The sequence below is a fragment of the Streptomyces sp. KMM 9044 genome (assembly GCF_024701375.2).
Lineage (GTDB): Bacteria > Actinomycetota > Actinomycetes > Streptomycetales > Streptomycetaceae > Streptomyces.
Genome location: NZ_CP113910.1, coordinates 4,153,641 through 4,170,648, shown reverse-complemented (window position 1 = coordinate 4,170,648; position 17,008 = coordinate 4,153,641). Strand labels below are relative to the sequence as shown.

Below are 17,008 nucleotides of genomic sequence, written 5' to 3'. Positions count from 1 at the left end.
CCGTCAGTCGAACCAGCGGTCCCGGGCCAGTTCCTCGGCCCTGGACGGGTCCTCCAGCAGCGCCGCGACCTCGAACCGGCGCGGCCACTGCCGGGCCGCCCAGGCCAGCCCGGCGGCGACGCCCTCCAGGGTGGCGGCGTGCAGCACACCGTCACGGGTCAGCCGCCAGTCGATCTCCACATCGTCCACGAGGAGCTCCTCGTGCTCGACGTACGTGCCCGGGGTGCCCGCCCCGAGCAGCACCCGCACCGGCTGCGGTACGTCGTGCTCGGTGCCCTCGGTGTCGACGTCGCCGGTGACGGACTCGCTCAGCCGCCGCACCTGGAACAGCTCGGCCAGCTCGGCGGCTCGCGAGGGGCACACGGGCAGCAGGGCCACACCCCCGGTGAACGGCAGCAGGTCGGGCGAGTCGACGACCACCGCATCCGCCGCGTCCACCACCTCGACCCGGCCGTCGGCCACCGCGCGCACCCTGTCCGGCAGGGTCACCTGCTCCGGGTCCAGGTCGGCCAGCGCCCCGTAGAGGGCGTGCAGCTGGCCGGCGGTGACCTCCCGGTCGGGGTCGGCCAGGCGGTCGAGGAGCTCGGCGGCGCCGCCCGGTTCGTCGAGCAGCGCGGACACGGACGTACGGACGCCGAGGGCCCGCAGCACCTGCTCGTCGTCGAAACCGGTGGCGTCGGCCTCGTCGTACAGGCCGCGCAGCAGCGGATCGCTCCCGGCGGCGCGCAGCCCGGCCGGGCGGCGGCCGCCGAGCACCGGGTGCCCGCGCAGCCACCACGCGGTGTAGGGGCGTACGACCTCGTGGGTGCCGTCGGGCAGCAGGACGCGGACCGGCTGGGTGAGGGCGTCGCGCAGCGGCGGACGGGCGAGCAGGGCGAGGGCGCGGGGCCACTGGTCGTCGTCGACGAGGTCGAGGTCGCGGACGGCTACGAGTTCGGTCGCGACGGGGGGCACGGGACTGTCGGGGAAGCGGTCGAGAACGTCCTCGCTCCACACGTCCACGGCATCCAGCAGGCCCACGTCGTCGGGCTCGGCGAAGTCCCCTTCACGGGGCTCGAGTTCGTCCGGGTCGAGGACGACGTCGGTGGCACGGACGAGCACGAAGTCGACCAGCACACCACAGGCGGCGAGCGGCCCCTCACCCCATCGCTCAGCCAACTCGGTTTCCACTGCTGCGATTTCTCCCTCCCTCATCACCTGGGCGAACGGGCCTCCGGGGAAGACCAGTTCGCAGGCCGGGGAGAGTTCGCCGTCCTCGTCGGGGAGGGCGAGGGCACCCAGCCAGGGCTCGTCGCCCGGTTCGAGACCGGAATCGCGCACCAGCCCGAGTACGGTGTCGGCGAGTTCGTCGGCGTCGGGCGCCTCGTCTTCCCAGTTCAGGGCGGGCTCGTCGTCGAGGGAGGCGGCGACGGCGGCCCGCACCTGCGGGGTGGTGAGCACCGCCCGCGGGGTCGCCGGGAGGGCGCCGAGCTTCTCCAGGAGGGGGTGCGCGGCGTCCGGGTGGGCGACCTTGAGGCCGAGCCGGGCCAGCGTCGCGGGGTCGATCCGGGCGGCCTCGGCGCCGGGCAGCAGGACCTGACGGGGGCCGAGGGTGGTGCGTCCGTCGGCCAGCGGCACCGGCAGCCCGGAGAGCCGGTCCGGATCGACCCCGGCGAGGCTCTCGTACAGCCGCCGCCACCAGTCGGGCGACTTCTCGAGCCCGGCGAGCCGGTCGACGGCGTCGGTCAGCGGAACCCGGGCCACCCCGAGCGTGCGCAGCTCGGACCGCCGCTCGAGCCCTGCGGGGAGCAGAGTCGGAAGCACTTCGGCAAGAACCCGCACGGTCTCGACGCCCGCCCCCTCGACGACTTCGGCGTCCCGGGGCCGCAGCGACTCGGGCAGGTCGGACTCCTCGTCCTGTGATCCCGCTTCCAGCGCGGGCGGCAGGAAGGAGGTCCGCGGCAGCCGTGCGAGCACCGCCTGCCGCAGCGCCCCGTCCAGCTCGCCCTTGCCGAGCGGGCCGGGCACGAGGTCGATGATCCCGGCGGTCACCGGGCGCCAGTCGGCGAGGAGCCCGGTGTAGGCGTCGGCGGCGCGCTCCACCAGGAAGTCGGTGAGCGGCCCGGGGGCAGTGTGCCGGCGGGTGGAGTCCAGCGGGAAGGAGGCGATGAGCAGGGCGGGCACGCCGAGCGGCTCGTCGCTGGGGGTGGGTGCGTGCACGACGGGGCTGGTCCGGGGCCGGGCGGGAGTGCCGTCGGCGTCGACCGGAACGGCCCAGGTCACCGACCAGTGCGGTCGCAGCCGCTCCTCGACGGGCCGGTCGGCGAGCAGGTCCGAGGTGAGCGGCCCGTGCGCGGCGGCGGTGCGCCACCGGGTGGTCCCCTCCCGCGAGTCCTCGACGACGGTGAGGTCACCCTCGGCCCGGCGGGTCACGGTACGGGGCGCGTCGTCGCCGATCTCGACGACGACGTCCTCCAGCCCCGGCAGTGCGAGCAGCAGGGCGTCGTCGACGGCGTGCAGCAGCCGCTCCGCGAGATCGGCGGCGGCGGTGTCGCGCAGTGGCAGGATGACGGCGGTGTCGTACGGGTCCGGTGCGGTCCCCTCGGCGGGGAAGGGCAGCCGCAGCAACGGCACATGACCGTCCCGCCGCCGGATCTCGTCACCGAGCCCGGCGCTGCCCCCGGCGCTCTCCCCGGCCAGCCCCCGCGCCTCGGCGAGCGACCAGCGCACCCCGCCGTGCCGCCCGACGACGGCGGGCTCGTCGGTGACGGCGAGCACGGCGGTGAAGCCGACCCCGAACCGCCCGACCGCCCGGTCGGGTGCGTCCCGCTTCGCGGAGGCACGCAGCGTGGACAGCGACTCGACCCCGGCCGCGTCCAGTGGAGCCCCGGTGTTGGCGGCGACGAGCACCCCGTCGCGCAACGTGAGCCGAAGCCGCCCCGGCACTCCGGCGCGGGCGGCGGCGTCGGCGGCGTTCTGCGCCAGCTCGACGACGAGGCGGTCCCGGTACCCGCCGAGGACGAGATCCTCCTCGGCGTTGGCGTCCTCACGGAACCGCGCGGGACCGGCGGCCCAGGCGTCCAGCACCCCGCGCCGCAGACGCGCCGTACCGAACGGGTCCGCGCCCTCGTCCGCAGGCCGTACGAACATGCTCACGTTGGTCTCTCCTCGTCGGCCGTCATCGGCGTGAGCCCGAAGGTACCGCCCCACCGGCAGTGGCCGGGGCGAGAGACCCGAGGAACCCGGCATGTCCGCTGAACACCGAAGGCCTCGGCGCGGACGGAGACGAAGTCCCAGCGGCGGGTCTTCACTTCGTCCCCTTCGCGCAACGGGCCGCCGCCCGGCACAGGATCTCCCGCTCGCGTTCCCCTCCCCTTCTCGGCCTTGCGCAGCCGGCCGTTCCCCGCCCGCAGCCGCAGCGACCGGGCCAGTTCCCCCTCCCGGCTCTCCCCGGTCCGGTCGCTGCGGCTGCGGCCCGCTTGCTCGTCGCCCTGGCGCACCCGGCTCCGCAAGGCCCCGCCGGTCCCCCCGGCATCCGCCGCGACCGCCGGGTACCTGCGTTTCCCGCCCGCAGCGCGGTACAACACCACCACATCGTTCCCGAACTCCTCCCGACACGGAGACTGACGTCCCACCAGGGCACCCTTCCTCGGATCAACAAGATCCATTGCCGGAGTGCCCACACCGCCGGGGGCACCTCAAGCCCGGTACGCCCCCTACGAGTGACCCAGGTCCGCCGAAGCCGAGTCCTCCGCCGCCGGAACCGAGCCCGAGTCGGGGGCCGGGCGGAGCGGGAACGGGTCGACGCGGGTCTCGTCGATCCTCGGCGGAGCGGGCTGCGGCGGACTGGGCATGACCGCGGCCTCGGAGTGGCCGCCGCAGCCGTACGCCAGAGAGACCACGCGGCCGTCGGCCGGGGAGAACTCGTTGGCGCACACGCCGAAGGCCTGGCCCAGGGAACCGCCGATGCGGGCGAGGAAGCCGCAGCTCACGCAGGAGGCGGGCGCCGCCTGCGCCATCGGGGTCTTGGCGCCGAATGCCTCCTCCCAGCGGTCGGCGGCGATGTGCAGGCCGTAGCGGGACAGGACCCGGGCGCGGCGCATACCGAGTTCCTCGGCGACCGACGCGATCGAGCCGCGGGCGGGTGCGATCGTCAGGTCGGCCGGGGAGCCCCCGGCGATCTCGGCGTCCTCCGCCTCCACCAGCTCGGCGAGTTCCCCGGTGACCGAGGCGGCCGCGGCGACCGTCGAGTTCGGGGCCGGCTCGTCCTCACCCGAGTAGCCGGGCTCCAGCCGCAGATCCTCGGCGTCGGTGGGCAGCAGGTCGCCGGGGCCCATGTCGCCGGGGCGCAGTCGCTCGCTCCACGGCACCCACTCCGGTGCGAGCAGTGCGTCGGGGCCGGGCAGCAGGACCGCCTCGTCCACCGTGACGAGCTTGGCGCGGGAGGCGCGGGCGACGGTGACCGCCCAGCGCCAGCCCCGGTAGCCGAGCTCACGGCAGGCGAAGAAGTGGGTGACGACCCGGTCACCCTCGGAGACGAGCCCCTCGTGCTCGCCGACGACCCCGGGCGCGGCGGCCTCCTCGGCGGCGGCACGGGCGAGGTCGACCGCCTCGGCGCACAGGCGGTCGGGGGTGCGGCTTCGCGTTGTCGCTGCGCTCACAGGTATCGCTTCTCTCCTACGCCGTCTCACGTGTGCGCCACTCCCAGCGCGGGGGCGGACGGAGCGGACCGGAGGACCGCGTCGACGTCCGCGCCGATTCGTGCTCGGGCGCGCCTCCATCCATTCTGCGGGATGGCTGAGATACGCACGCTACCTTCTCGCGTGCGTATGGCCTACACCGACGGTGGTTCTCGGGCCGTCGCGCGCCGGAATCCGTCCCGTCCCCCCGTCGCCCCCGCCATGCCCACGAGATCCTCGACACCCACGCACAACGCCCTTGCCGCACCGCGTGGCGGACGGTCGACGGGCCCCTCGCCACCGGGGCGTTCCGCCGGACAGCGGCACGTGCCGGAGCCGTCACCACGGTTACGGCACTACGTACCGCCATATCGGGGCACTATGAACGTCGTGGCTACCGCTAGGACACCCCAGGGCGCCACCGGGACCGGTGAGACCGACGGGGTCAAGGTGAAGGGTCCGAAAAAGGGCCGAGGCGTCGGGGCCAGCCGGGCCGGCGGCCCGCTGCGCGCGCTCGGGCGCGGTCTGCGCCTCCCGGTGACCGGGACCGCGCGCGGAATCCGCCGGGCCACCCACGCGCACGGCGCCGGCGAGTCCGGCCTCGGCAAACTGATCGAACTGCACGGGGTGAACGGCGCCGGCGACGTCATGATCACCGTCGCCCTCGCGTCCACCGTCTTCTTCTCCGTGCCGACGGACGAGGCCCGCGGCCGGGTCGCCCTCTACCTCGCCATCACGATGGCCCCGTTCACGCTCCTGGCCCCGGTGGTCGGCCCGCTCCTGGACCGCCTCCCGCACGGCCGCCGGGCCGCGATGGCGGGCGCGATGCTCGCCCGCGCGATCCTCGCCCTGGTGCTGTCCGGAGCGGTCGTCACCGGCGGCATCCAGCTGTATCCGGCCGCCCTCGGCGTGCTGGTCTCCTCGAAGGCGTACGGGGTGGTCAGAAGCGCCGTCGTGCCGCGGCTGCTGCCACCCGCGTTCTCGCTCGTGAAGGCCAACTCGCGGGTCACCCTCGGCGGCCTGCTGGCCACCGGCATCGCGGCGCCGATCGGCGCGGGCCTCCACCAGATCGGGCCACGCTGGCCGCTGTACGGGGCGTTCGTCCTGTTCGTCACGGGGGCGGTGCTGTCGTTCACGCTGCCGTCGAAGGTGGACTCCGCGAAGGGGGAGGACACGGCGCTGCTCGCGGCGGACGAGGAGCATCTGCACGGCCCGCACCTCAAGCCGGTCAAGCGGCCCGGCCTGCGCACGGTCGGCCCGGCCGTCACCCACGCACTGGCCGCCAACGCGTCCATCCGCTGTCTGACCGGGTTCCTGATCTTCTTCCTCGCGTTCCTGCTGCGCGAGCATCCGATGAGCGGGCAGAGCGCCGCCGTGTCCCTGGCCGTCGTGGGAGTGGCGGCGGGCGCGGGCAACGCGCTCGGTACGGCCGTCGGGGCCTCGCTGAGATCCCGCGCGCCGGAGATCATCATCGTGACGGTGGTGGCCTGTGTGGCCGTTGCGGCGATCACCGCGGCGGCGCTGTTCGGCGCGGTCGTGATCGCCTGCCTGGCCGGGATCGCCGGGTTCGCGCAGGCGCTCGCCAAACTCTCCCTGGACGCGCTGATCCAGCGGGACGTGCCCGAACTGGTCCGTACGTCGGCGTTCGCGCGCTCCGAGACGCTGCTCCAGATGTCGTGGGTGCTGGGCGGGTCGATCGGCATCGCGATGCCGCTGATCGGGTCGCTGGGCCTGGCGGTGGGCGCCGCGATCGTCGCCACGGGCTGGCTGACCACCGTCCGCGGCCTGATCGGCTCGGCCCGGCACGGCAAAGGCAGCGGACGCGCGCGGGTGGCGTGAGCCCGGCCGGCATACGGCAGGGGCGGACGTCCGGGTGACACGGCCCCCAGCAGCGGCACCCGCACCGGCCCCCCTGACCTGCCCCGCCCTGCCCTGCGACGGCTCACGCACACTGGTGGCGTGGACCCGGCCGGCATACGGCAGGGGCGGACATCCGGGTGACACGGCCCCCAGCAGCGGCACCCGCACCGGCCCCCCTGACCTGCCCCGCCCTGCCCTGCGACGGCTCACGCACACTGGTGGCGTGGACCCGGCCGGCATACGGCAGGGGCGGACATCCGGGTGACACGGCCCCCAGCAGCGGCACCCGCACCGGCCCCCGGCCCGCATCCGCCGGACCGGTCCCTGCCCTGCTCCCGGAAAGGCTCGCGCGCGAGTGGCGTAACGCTCCGGCCACGCCGTACCCCCACGTGGGGAACGGGTGGGGCGTGCCCGATAGCCTTTCGCCCATGACCACGTTGCCTCGCGGCGCAGCCGCTCCGAGTGCCCGCGCCGTGCGACGCCGCCGTGCCGTCGCCACCGTCGGCGCCGTATCCGCCGGACTGCTCGTCCTGTCGGCCTGTGACAAGCCGACGGCGATGTCCACCCTCACCGTCGGCAGCTCCTCGGTGAGCTCCGAGGCGACCTGCGGTGGCAAGGGCGAGGCCTTGAAGACCGCCGACCTCTCCAAGTGCCTCCAGAACAAGGACGTCGAGGAGATCACGGTCGACCCGGACGAGACCGTGCGCTTCGGTGTCGACCCGGAGGTCGCCGACAAGGGCTGGACGATCCTGATGAACGGTCAGCCGCTGACCGACTCCAGCACCAAGACCTACCGCACCATCCCCGGCAGCGTGTTCTTCAATGCCCAGTACGGCGCCCAGGGCGACTCGACCCTGGTGTCGGTCAAGGAGGGCGAGAACGACGCCACGGGCCTGTGGAGCTTCCGGCTGAAGAAGGACGCCTGATCATCCCGGGAAACGGCCCGAGCGGCCCCGGTCCGTCCGCCTGCCCCGGGCCCCCCGCCCGTACGGGGCCGGGGGCCCGGGGCAGGGTCCTCGTGGCCACCGCTGTCCCCGCCGAGCGGGACGCGGTGGCCGGGGCGTTCCCGGGGGCCGTGCGCGAGGTCGCGCTGCCCGGGGCGGCCGGGGCGGCCGTGGTCGGGATCGCCGACGGCCCCGACGTCCTCGCCGCCGGTGTCGGACCGGCCCTCGCCGCCGCCTCCACGGCCACCGCCCTCACCGCCGCCGCCCTGTCGGGCCGCCCCTACGACGTCGTCGTCTCCGCCGGGATCGCCGGCGGTTTCGCGCCGCACGCGCCCGTCGGCTCGCTCGTCGTCGCCGACGAGATCACCGCCGCCGACCTGGGCGCCGAGACGGCGGACGGCTTCCTGCCGGTGACCGCACTCGGCTTCGGCACCGTCACCCACCTGCCCCCCGCCGCCCTGGTCCGAGGCGCGGCCGCCGCGGCCGGTGCCCTCACCGGCGCCGTTCTCACCGTGTCGACGGTGACCGGTACCGCGGCCCGCGCCGCACACCTCAAAGACCGGCACCCCCGCGCGCTCGCCGAGGCCATGGAGGGCTTCGGGGTCGCCGAGGCCGCCGCCGCGCACGGCGTGCCCGTGCTGGAGATCCGGGCGGTGTCGAACCCCGTGGGCCCGCGCGACCGCGACGCCTGGCGCATCGGCGACGCCCTGACCGCCCTCACCGAGGGGTTCGGGAAGCTCGCGCCCGTCCTGGAGAGTTGGAACCCGCATGACCACTGAACCCCGTAACCCCAGCGAGTCCGGCGAGTCCGGCGAGTCCGGCGAGCGTGGGTCCGTGACCGACGGCCGCCCGCTCGGCATCGCGTACTCCCCCTGCCCCAACGACACCTTCGTCTTCGACGCCCTCGCGCACGGCCGCGTCCCCGGCGCGCCCGCGCTCGACGTCACCTTCGCCGACATCGACATCACCAACGGCATGGCCGAGCGCGGCGAGCTCGACGTGCTGAAGGTGTCGTACGCGGCCCTCCCCTACGTCCTCGACGAGTACGCCCTGCTGCCCTGCGGGGGCGCGCTCGGCCGGGGCTGCGGCCCACTGGTGCTGACGCGGCAGGAGGAGGGGACGGACCTCAGCGGCCGTACGGTCGCGGTGCCGAGCGAGAAGTCGACGGCGTACCTGCTCTTCCGCCTCTGGGCGGCGGACACCCTGCCCGGCCCGGTCGGCGAGATCGTCGTCATGCCGTTCCACGAGATCATGCCGGCCGTGCGGGACGGGAAGGTCGACGCGGGACTCGTGATCCACGAGGCGCGCTTCACGTACCGGAACTACGGGCTGCGCAAGCTCGCCGACATGGGCGAGCACTGGGAGCGGACGACCGGGCTGCCGATCCCGCTCGGCGCGATCATCGCCAAGCGGTCCCTCGGAACGGCGACCCTGACCCGGCTCGCCGACTCGGTCCGCACCTCCGTACGGGCCGCCTGGGAGGACCCCGAGGCGACCCGCCCGTACGTCATGGAGCACGCCCAGGAGATGGACCCGGCCGTCGCCGACCAGCACATCGGCCTGTACGTCAACGAGTTCACCGCCGACCTCGGCGAGGACGGCTACGCGGCGGTGCGGGGCCTGCTGACACGGGCGGCGGCCGAGGGACTGGTCCCGCCCCTCGGCCCGGACGCACTGCGGTTCCCGTAGGCACGGGCGCGGACGGTCAAGGGCCGGCCCTCCCCTCCCGGTGGCTCAAGGGTTTCTGCTGGTGACGTGGAGTCCGGGAGGTGCCTGGACTCCGCGTCCTGGGCAGGTCGAGCCCGGGTCGGACGGGCAGCGGCTGCCGGACCGGACCGCGGTCGGGTTGCCGGCGCGTGCGTTCCCACCGGAGTGGGTGGATCGGGTGGTGGCTCGGCGCGGGCGAAAGGGGCGGCGCAGTCGGCTGCTCCCGCCGCGGGCGGTGGTCTGTTCCGTGCCGGCGGCACGGACCTGCTGTGACGAATCCGCCCCCACCAGGTGCCGCCGGTGCGTGAGGAACTTCCCGACGGCTCGTACCGGTCGGAGACGGTCGGCGGGCACGTCCGGCGTCTCCTCGCTCCCGCGCGAAACGGCGGAGGACGACACCGCCGGCCACACGACACCACCGGTCACCGGGCGACCAGTCGGCTGCCCTGCTCAGCCCTCCCCGCAGAGGAGCCGCATCCGCAAACGACCCGATGATGTCGCCCGCCTCGTCCCGCACGTCGTAGACGGCGCCGGCGTCGAGGATCTGGCGGGCCTCGAAGCTGCACAGGACGTGGTCCTTGGACTCGTCGGTGTAGATGTTCACCTTTTCCTTGAGTGTCGCCCATTCCTGCTGGGCGAAGGCGACGACCTCGTCCCCGGAGCCGTCCGGACGGGCCACGGTCACCACGTACCGGTTGGCCATGAGGGCCGTTCTCTGCCGGACGTCGAACCGCTCGTGTGCCTGCAGTTGCGCGTTGTCCACGTGGTGTCTCCCGCTCGTCGTCTCTTGCCCGGCCCGGTCGTGCGCTGCTGGGCGTTGCGCCTGCTCTGCTGAACCATCGTCACCGCGGCGGCCGAGAGCAGTCCCCGGAAGTCGCGGTCCGCCGCGACCAACGGCGACGGCTCGGGCGTCCGCGGCAGCGCCTGCCCCGACCGTGGTGGTGGTGGTGACCGGCCGTCGGCGTCACCTTCCGCGGGATGAGGAACCGCTGGTGGAACTGCTGGGGAACTGCTGAGGGCCCACATCGCTCTCGGGGGTGTTCGTGCGGTCCGTCCCGACGCTGCCGGTCGGCCGATGCGCCGTGCTGCCGCCGTCGGTCGTTCCCCGCACGGCCGGACGATGCGACTTTCGTCGGACACCGGTGCGACGAACGGATGCTTCAAGCAAGGGCGTTGACACCTACCGTTGGCGTGTGAATGTGACGATGACGGCCCGCGACATCTGGAAACACCTGGTCGTGGCGGACATGTGGTCCCGGCGGCAGATCGTCGCCGAGGTGGTCCTGGCTCTGGTGGTGGCCCTGTCGGCGGCGCTGGGCGCACGGGGCGACGGCGCGCTGTGGATGGCCGTCGTGGCAGTGGCCGCCGCTGTGATGTCTCTGCTGCGACGGGTGTTCCCGGCGAGCGTGCTGGTGTTCACGGGCGCGGTCACCGGCCTGCTCAGCGGTTTCTGGGTTCTGTTGACGGTCACGGGCTGGTCGGCGGGCCCGAGGGTCGCGGCGCCGCGGCGGGCGCTCGCGTCGTTCGCGGCCTCGTACGTGCTCTATGCGGGGCTGTCCGTCCAGCAGGAGATGTCCGCCCTGTCCGTGTCCGCCCTGTCCGCGCTGCACGTGCTGCACGTGCTGCTGTTCGCCACGCTCGCGTTCCTGGCGACGGCCGTCGTGCCCGGCCTCGCCGGCCGCTACCGCACCCAACGACGCACGCTCCTGCACGCGCTGCATGAGCACAACGCCCAACTGCTGCGTGAACGCGAGATGATCGCGTCCCACGCGCGCTTGCGGGAGCGGCAGCGGATAGCCCAGGACATGCACGACAGCCTCGGCCACCAGTTGGCGCTGATCGCCGTGCACACGGGCGCGCTGGAGGTGGACCGGGATCTGACGAGCAGACAGCACGAGGCGGTCGGGGTGCTGCGGGAGGCGGCCAGGGCGGCGATGCACGAACTGCGCGAGGCCGTCGGCATCCTGCGCGACGGTACGCAGGCGCAGGAGCGCGAGGACGACGCGGAGCCCGCGGCCCGGGGCGTGGCGGGGATCGACGGCCTGGTGGAGGCGTCGCGGGGCGCGGGGGCGGCCGTGGAACTGCGGCGCACGGGCGAGGCACGGCCGCTGGCTCCCGCCGCGGACCATGCGGCGTACAGGATCGTGCAGGAGGCGTTGACCAACGCGTTGAAGCACGCACCGGGGACCTCGATCGTCGTGGAACTGCGATACGAGCCGGACTCGCTGGTGGCCGAGGTCGCCAACGGGCCGGTACCCGCGACGGCCGGTGGTGAGCGGATCGTGGTGAGCGGAGGGCAGGGGCTGACCGGGCTGGAGGAGCGGGCCCGGCTGGTCGGCGGCATGGTGCACGCCGGGCCGGCGGCCGACGGCGGTTTCCGGGTCGCGGGCGTACTGCCGTACGGGTCCCGGCGGCCGCACGCGCCGGACGGCGGCCCGGGTCGGGCAGGCTCGGGGTGGGCCGCAACGACATTCGTCGATGCGGAGAACGACTTCCGGGGGCAGAGCGACGGGGCGCTGTCCGGCGACGGTGGAGCGGTCATCGACTGGTCCGGTCCGCCGGACAGGCAGAAGGAGCTCGACATCGCCATGGGAAGCAGGAAGAAGGGCCTCGTGATCGGGTGCGGCAGCGCACTGCTGGTTGCCGTCGCTCTCGGGGCGCTGGCCGTCGTGGGGATCCGCGAGCTGATGGAGGAGAGCGGCAGGGCCATGATCGAACCGTCGGTCTACCACTCGGTGCGGGTCGGCGATGCCGAGTCGGCCGTGCGGGGTGAGCTGCCGGACGGTGAGTCGTTCCTGACCGAGGGTCTGGACGGCGGAGGGCCCGCGAAGCCGAAGGGCGCGGCATGCCTGGTCCTCCTGTCGACGGAGATGCCGGACGGTCTGGACGAGGAGCTAGTCTTCCGCTTCTGCTTCCGGGACGGGGAGCTGGTCCAGAAGCGGTCCTACATGGTCAAGACATAGTCCCGGGACGTGAGTTGCCTTGAGTATGGTTGAGTGTTCGACCGCCGCGCCGTTCGGAGACGCGACGCGGCGGTTGTCTTGCTCATTGTCGCCGGAAGCCTTGCGGGAGAGCTGTGATCAGGGTCCTCGTCGCGGACGACGAACCGCTCATCCGGGCAGGCATTCGGATGATCCTTACCTCCGCCGAGGACATCGACGTCGTGGCGGAGGCCGGCAACGGCCGCGAGGCGGTCGATCTGGTCCGGGCACACGCCGTCGACGTGGCCCTGCTCGACATCCAGATGCCCGTGCTGGACGGGTTGTCCGCACTGGCCGAGATGCGGCGGGCCGCGCCGTCCGTCCGGCCGCTGATCCTGACGACCTTCGGCGAACGGGAGAACGTGCTGCGCGCACTGAGCCATGGCGGCGCCGGATTCCTCCTGAAGGACTCGGCGCCCGACGAGCTGATCCAGGCGGTGCGGGCGGCCGCGGCCGGAGACGCGTATCTGTCGCCGGCCGCCACACGGCACGTGGTCGACTCGCTCGCGTCGGGGCAGGCCGCGGCGCGCGGTGAGGCAGCGCGGCGGCGTCTGGAGACGCTGACCGAGCGGGAGCTCGAGGTGCTCGGACTGCTCGGCGAGGGGCTGTCCAACGCCGACGCCGGCGAGCGGATCCATGTGAGCGAGGCGACGGTGAAGACGTATGTCAGCCGGATCCTGACGAAGTTGCGGTGCGCGAACCGGGTGCAGGCGGCGCTGCTGGCACGGGACGCGGGGCTGGGGCCCACGTCCTGATCCGCCGGCGCGGGTCGGAGTGGATCCTCCGAGCCCGGTGGGCAGCCGTCGCTGGACGGAGGCCCGCAGAGCGCGCGTCGATGCGTCAAGGTCGCGTGTCGCAGAGCCGCCCACCGGGCCGGTGGGCGGCCCGGGGCCAGGCACGGCGCAGGTGGGCCCGGCGTGTGCCGGCCGACGCCGTACGGGCGCTGCGCCGCCACACCGTGGACAGTACGAAGGGCTCGTCCCGTCCACACCGGAAGATCGTAGACAGCCGACACCTGACACCTGCTGAACGTCACCGCTGCTCATGATCACATCGTCGGCACGAAGCGGACCACCACCCTCGGCGGCGGCAGCAGCCGATTGCGCCGCCCGCACCGAGCCACCATCCGACCCACCGACTCCGGTGGAAACGTACGCGTCGGCAGCCCGACCGCGATCCGGTCCGGCAACCGCTCGTCCGGCTCGGGCCCGACCTGGCCGGGGCACGGCGTCCAGGCACCGCCTGGACGCCACGTCACCAGCAGGGATCTAAGTCACCGGCATGAGGGAGGGCTAGACGTCCAACTGGTCCGCGACGGCGCGCAGAAGGCCGGCGATCTGCTTCCCGGAGGTGCGCTCCGGATAGCGGCCCCTCTCCAGCATCGGCGTGATGTTCTCCAGCAGGGTCGTCAGGTCCTGGACGATGGAGGCCAGCTCGTCGGGCTTCTTGCGCTGGGCCGCCGCGACCGACGGGGTCGGGTCGATGACGGTCAGGGACAGGGCCTGGTCACCGCGCTGCCCGGCGACCACGCCGAACTCGACGCGCTGGCCCGGCTTGAGCGTCTCGAGGCCGGCGGGGAGCACCGAGGAATGGACGAAGACGTCCCCGCCGTCGTCACGGGAGAGAAAGCCGAAGCCCTTCTCACTGTTGAACCATTTGACTTTGCCGGTGGGCACGACCGTCCTCGTCCTCGTACTCGTCGGAAAACTGCTTCTGAAACGGCTCTTGATAGCGCTCAGGCGGGTCCCGGTGACCCGCCGCAACCAAGGCTAGTGGTCTTCGGGCCGGTGACAAGACGTCGCCGGGTTGTTCCCTCGCGCCAGGAACTACCCTGGTCGGGTGGCTGACAAAACCCAAGCGAATTCCCCGGCTCCCGGAGACGGCCTGGTCCGTGCCGGCGGCATCGTCTTCATCATCGGCGCTGTGGCCACTCTGGTCACGGTGGCACCGCTGTTCCTCAAAATCGACGCCTTTCCGACGTACATGTTCGTACTGAGCATGCTCATGGGCGTCGGATTCCTGATGGCGGGCGTCGGCGTGCTGCGTTCGGCCGCGGCGGGACGCCGTCAGGCCCGCGCCGCCGCGAAGCAGGCCTAGCCCCAAGGCCGTGAAGTTAAGGCTCAGGCTGGGTTGTCCAGAGGGCCGTAAGCTCCGTTTTCGCCGGACATGAGGAGCGGAGCCCCGGTAGAACTGGCAGTCGACCAAGACAAGCCGTTCACAAAGACCGGAGGCTCCGCTGTCCGGACAGTCTGCCATCACACGTGTCGTCACGGTGGCTGGAGGCCGGTTTGCGCCCGGTCATCTCGGTGAGCTCACCCAACTCCTACCTTTCGAGATGGTCGACGAGGCCCTGCGCGCGACAGGGAGAGTCCAGGCCCGGCTGCGGGATCTGCCCTCCCGGGTCGTGGTCTATCTGACCCTGGCCGCGTGCCTGTTCCCGGAGGCGGGATACCCCGGCGTGTGGCGCAAGCTCACAGGCGCGCTGGCCGGCCTGCCCCTCGCCGCGCCCTCGGCGAGCGCGCTGGCCCAGGCCCGCCGACGCGTCGGAGCGAAGCCGCTGCGGTGGCTGTTCGACCTGCTGCGCGGCCCGGCCGCCGGCATCGGCACCGCCGGTGTGTGGTGGCGCGGGCTGCCGGTGGTCGCGCTCGACGGCACCATCCTGACCGTGCCCGACACCCCCGCCGTCCTGACGAGGTTCAGCAAGCAAGCGGGCAACCACGGCGGGACCGGATACCCGCAGGTCCGCCTGCTCGCCCTGGTCGCCTGCGGCACCCGCACCCTCATCGACGCGGTCTTCGGCCCCACCACCGCGGGCGAGACCACCTACGCACCACGCCTGCTGCCCAGCCTGCGTCCCGGGATGATCCTGCTCGCCGACCGCAACTTCGCCGCCCAGAAGCTGGTGGCCGACATCGCCGCCACCGGTGCCGGTGTCCTGGTCCGGCTCAAGAACGGCCGCAGAATGCCCGTCCTGACCCGCTACCGGGACGGCTCCTACCTCTCCATGCTCGGCCCCACATGCGTGCGCGTCGTCGACTGCGAGATCACCATCACCACCGCCGCCGGGAAGCACACCGGCCTCTACCGGCTCGCCACCACCCTGCTCGACCACCACCGCCACCCGGCAGCCGAACTCGCCACCCTGTACCACCAGCACTGGGAGATCGAAACCGCCTACCTGGAACTGAAGTCGACCATCCTCGGCAGCCGCGTCCTGCGGGCCCGCACACCCGAGGGCATCGACCAGGAGATCTACGCCCTGCTCGTGGTCTACCAGCTACTGCGCACCGCAATGGCCGACGCCACCAGCACCCGGCCAGGCACCGATCCAGACCGCGCCGGCTTCTCCATCGCGTGGCAGGCCGCCCGCGACCAGGTCATCCTGGCCGCAGGCGTCATCGCCGACACCGTCATCGACCTCGCAGGCACCATCGGCCGACACGTCCTGGCCGGCCTGCTTCCCGCACGGCGACTGCGAGTCAGCCCCCGCATCGTCAAACGCGCCATCTCGAAGTACCAGGCGCGAGGGCCCCGCATCGACCGGACCAACTACAAGGCCACCACCGGCATCGAAATCCTGGCACCTGCAGGCCCTTGACAACCTGACCCAGCCGCAAACTTCACGGCCTTGCCGCTAGCTCCGTCCTCCGCAGGTCACCCGTTCGGGAAGATCAACTGATCACAGCTGGTCAGCCACCGATCAGCGCAGCGGTCCGCGGTGCAGAACCCGCCGAAGCACGATCGCTTCAGGACCGCGATCCAGCCCGGAGGCTGTGCAAAAGAGTGACCCGCGGAGGATGGAGCTAGCCCTGCAACGCCAGGTTGGCAAGCCCGCCTTCACCGACACCGATCGCGCCGTACTGGCCGCGGGCGACGCCGCGTGTGAGAGCGTGACGGACGCGTGCGGCCTGCTGGTCTCGCGCGGGCTCCGCTGACGGAAACGGACCGCCTGTGGCCCGCGCACGGGTGCGGGCCACAGGCGGACGTGCGCTCGTCGGGCGGCACGTCGGGCGACGGCCCGGAGCGCGAGACCCGGGCCGTCGCTCTTGACGGTGCCCTGACCTCACCGTTTCGGTGGGGCTGGGGCCGGGCACGCGCCGCCACGCATCAGGCCCGGGTTCCGGCCGCGTGGGCCGAGAACCAGCGGGGGAACTCGGTCAGGTCGGTGAGGACGACGTCCGCGCCGGCCTCCCGCAGTTCCGCGGGGTCGCAGGGGCCGGTGGCGACGGCGACGGACAGTGCGCCGGCGGTCCGCGCGCCGCGTACGTCACCCACGTGGTCGCCGACGTACACGCCCGCGCCGTGCTCGCGCAGCGCCGGCGCCTTCTGCTCGGCCCACAGGTTGCCGACCACGGCGTCCGGCTCGATGCCGAGGTGGGCCAGGTGCAGTTTGGCGTTCGGCTCGTACTTCGCGGTGACGACGACGGCGCGCCCGCCCGCCTCGCGCACGGCGGCCATGGCCTCGCGGGCGCCGGGCAGCGCGGGCGTGGCGGCGATGGCGTACGTCGGGTACATCGCCCGGTACAGGTCGGCCACCTCGTCGACCCGGTCGGCCGGGAACCAGTTGATCAGCTCGTCCGCGAGGGGCGGTCCCAGCCGGGTGACGGCGAGATCGGCGTCGATGTGGGTCCCGGTCCGCTCGGAGAGTGCCTGGTAACAGGCGCGGATACCGGGTCGGGAGTCGATGAGCGTCATGTCGAGGTCGAAGCCGACGGTGGGCGGGAGCGCGGTCGTGGAGGCCATACCCACCATTGTGCCCAGCGCACGCAAACAACCGACCGGCCCCGGCCCCGAGGTCTGTCCGGCAGGTCGGGGCGGAGGAAACCGGCGGCGGCTGTCCAGCCCGGGTGAGCGGGGT

At 73.1% G+C, this 17,008-nt stretch carries 13 protein-coding genes; 9 read left to right on the top strand and 4 right to left on the bottom strand.

Annotation, left to right across the window (positions count from 1 at the left end):
* Positions 1–3 precede the first annotated feature (3 nt).
* Both HUV60_RS18845 and HUV60_RS18840 read right to left on the bottom strand, forming a co-directional pair.
* Entirely contained in the window at positions 4–3,135 is a 3,132-nt protein-coding gene (locus HUV60_RS18845) for a sacsin N-terminal ATP-binding-like domain-containing protein (RefSeq protein ID WP_257848427.1), read from the bottom strand.
* A gap of 560 nt (positions 3,136–3,695) precedes the next feature.
* On the bottom strand, positions 3,696–4,640 hold the full coding sequence (locus HUV60_RS18840) for a DUF3027 domain-containing protein (RefSeq protein ID WP_257848426.1): 945 nt from the start codon (positions 4,638–4,640) through the stop codon (positions 3,696–3,698).
* A 408-nt stretch (positions 4,641–5,048) separates the two neighbouring features.
* Here HUV60_RS18840 and HUV60_RS18835 point away from each other — a divergent pair, with 408 nt between their 5' ends.
* From HUV60_RS18835 to HUV60_RS18805, 7 genes are all read left to right on the top strand, one after another.
* Positions 5,049–6,497: an MFS transporter gene (locus HUV60_RS18835; protein ID WP_257848425.1), complete on the top strand. Its 1,449-nt coding sequence runs from the start codon at positions 5,049–5,051 to the stop codon at positions 6,495–6,497.
* A gap of 449 nt (positions 6,498–6,946) precedes the next feature.
* Entirely contained in the window at positions 6,947–7,444 is a 498-nt protein-coding gene (locus tag HUV60_RS18830; RefSeq protein WP_257848423.1) for a DUF2703 domain-containing protein, read from the top strand.
* 92 nt (positions 7,445–7,536) lie between these two features.
* Positions 7,537–8,241, top strand: a complete 705-nt coding sequence (locus tag HUV60_RS18825; RefSeq protein ID WP_257848422.1) for a futalosine hydrolase — start codon at positions 7,537–7,539, stop codon at positions 8,239–8,241.
* Complete coding sequence (locus HUV60_RS18820) at positions 8,231–9,151, top strand: 1,4-dihydroxy-6-naphthoate synthase (protein ID WP_257848420.1); 921 nt, start codon at positions 8,231–8,233, stop codon at positions 9,149–9,151. The genes HUV60_RS18825 and HUV60_RS18820 overlap by 11 nt, the downstream gene beginning before the upstream one ends.
* Before the next feature lie 40 nt (positions 9,152–9,191).
* The gene (locus HUV60_RS18815; protein WP_331462006.1) at positions 9,192–10,004 is read left to right on the top strand and encodes a transposase domain-containing protein; all 813 of its coding nucleotides are present in this window, start codon (positions 9,192–9,194) and stop codon (positions 10,002–10,004) included.
* 412 nt (positions 10,005–10,416) lie between these two features.
* Positions 10,417–12,132, top strand: coding sequence for a sensor histidine kinase (locus HUV60_RS18810; RefSeq protein WP_257850149.1), 1,716 nt, complete (start codon positions 10,417–10,419; stop codon positions 12,130–12,132).
* A gap of 113 nt (positions 12,133–12,245) precedes the next feature.
* Positions 12,246–12,905 (top strand): response regulator transcription factor, encoded by a 660-nt coding sequence (locus HUV60_RS18805; protein WP_257848418.1) that lies wholly within the window; start codon positions 12,246–12,248, stop codon positions 12,903–12,905.
* 537 nt (positions 12,906–13,442) lie between these two features.
* Here the strand turns inward: HUV60_RS18805 and HUV60_RS18800 are convergent.
* Entirely contained in the window at positions 13,443–13,826 is a 384-nt protein-coding gene (locus HUV60_RS18800; protein ID WP_042169034.1) for a cold-shock protein, read from the bottom strand.
* A gap of 163 nt (positions 13,827–13,989) precedes the next feature.
* Between HUV60_RS18800 and HUV60_RS18795 the strand changes: the two genes are divergently transcribed.
* Both HUV60_RS18795 and HUV60_RS18790 read left to right on the top strand, forming a co-directional pair.
* A complete protein-coding gene (locus tag HUV60_RS18795) occupies positions 13,990–14,247 on the top strand; it encodes a hypothetical protein (RefSeq protein WP_257848417.1) in 258 nt (85 codons plus the stop codon).
* A gap of 175 nt (positions 14,248–14,422) precedes the next feature.
* The gene (locus HUV60_RS18790; RefSeq protein ID WP_257848416.1) at positions 14,423–15,748 is read left to right on the top strand and encodes an IS4 family transposase; all 1,326 of its coding nucleotides are present in this window, start codon (positions 14,423–14,425) and stop codon (positions 15,746–15,748) included.
* A 509-nt stretch (positions 15,749–16,257) separates the two neighbouring features.
* Here HUV60_RS18790 and HUV60_RS18785 read toward each other — a convergent pair.
* Positions 16,258–16,893 (bottom strand): HAD family hydrolase, encoded by a 636-nt coding sequence (locus HUV60_RS18785; RefSeq protein ID WP_257848414.1) that lies wholly within the window; start codon positions 16,891–16,893, stop codon positions 16,258–16,260.
* Positions 16,894–17,008 lie beyond the last annotated feature (115 nt).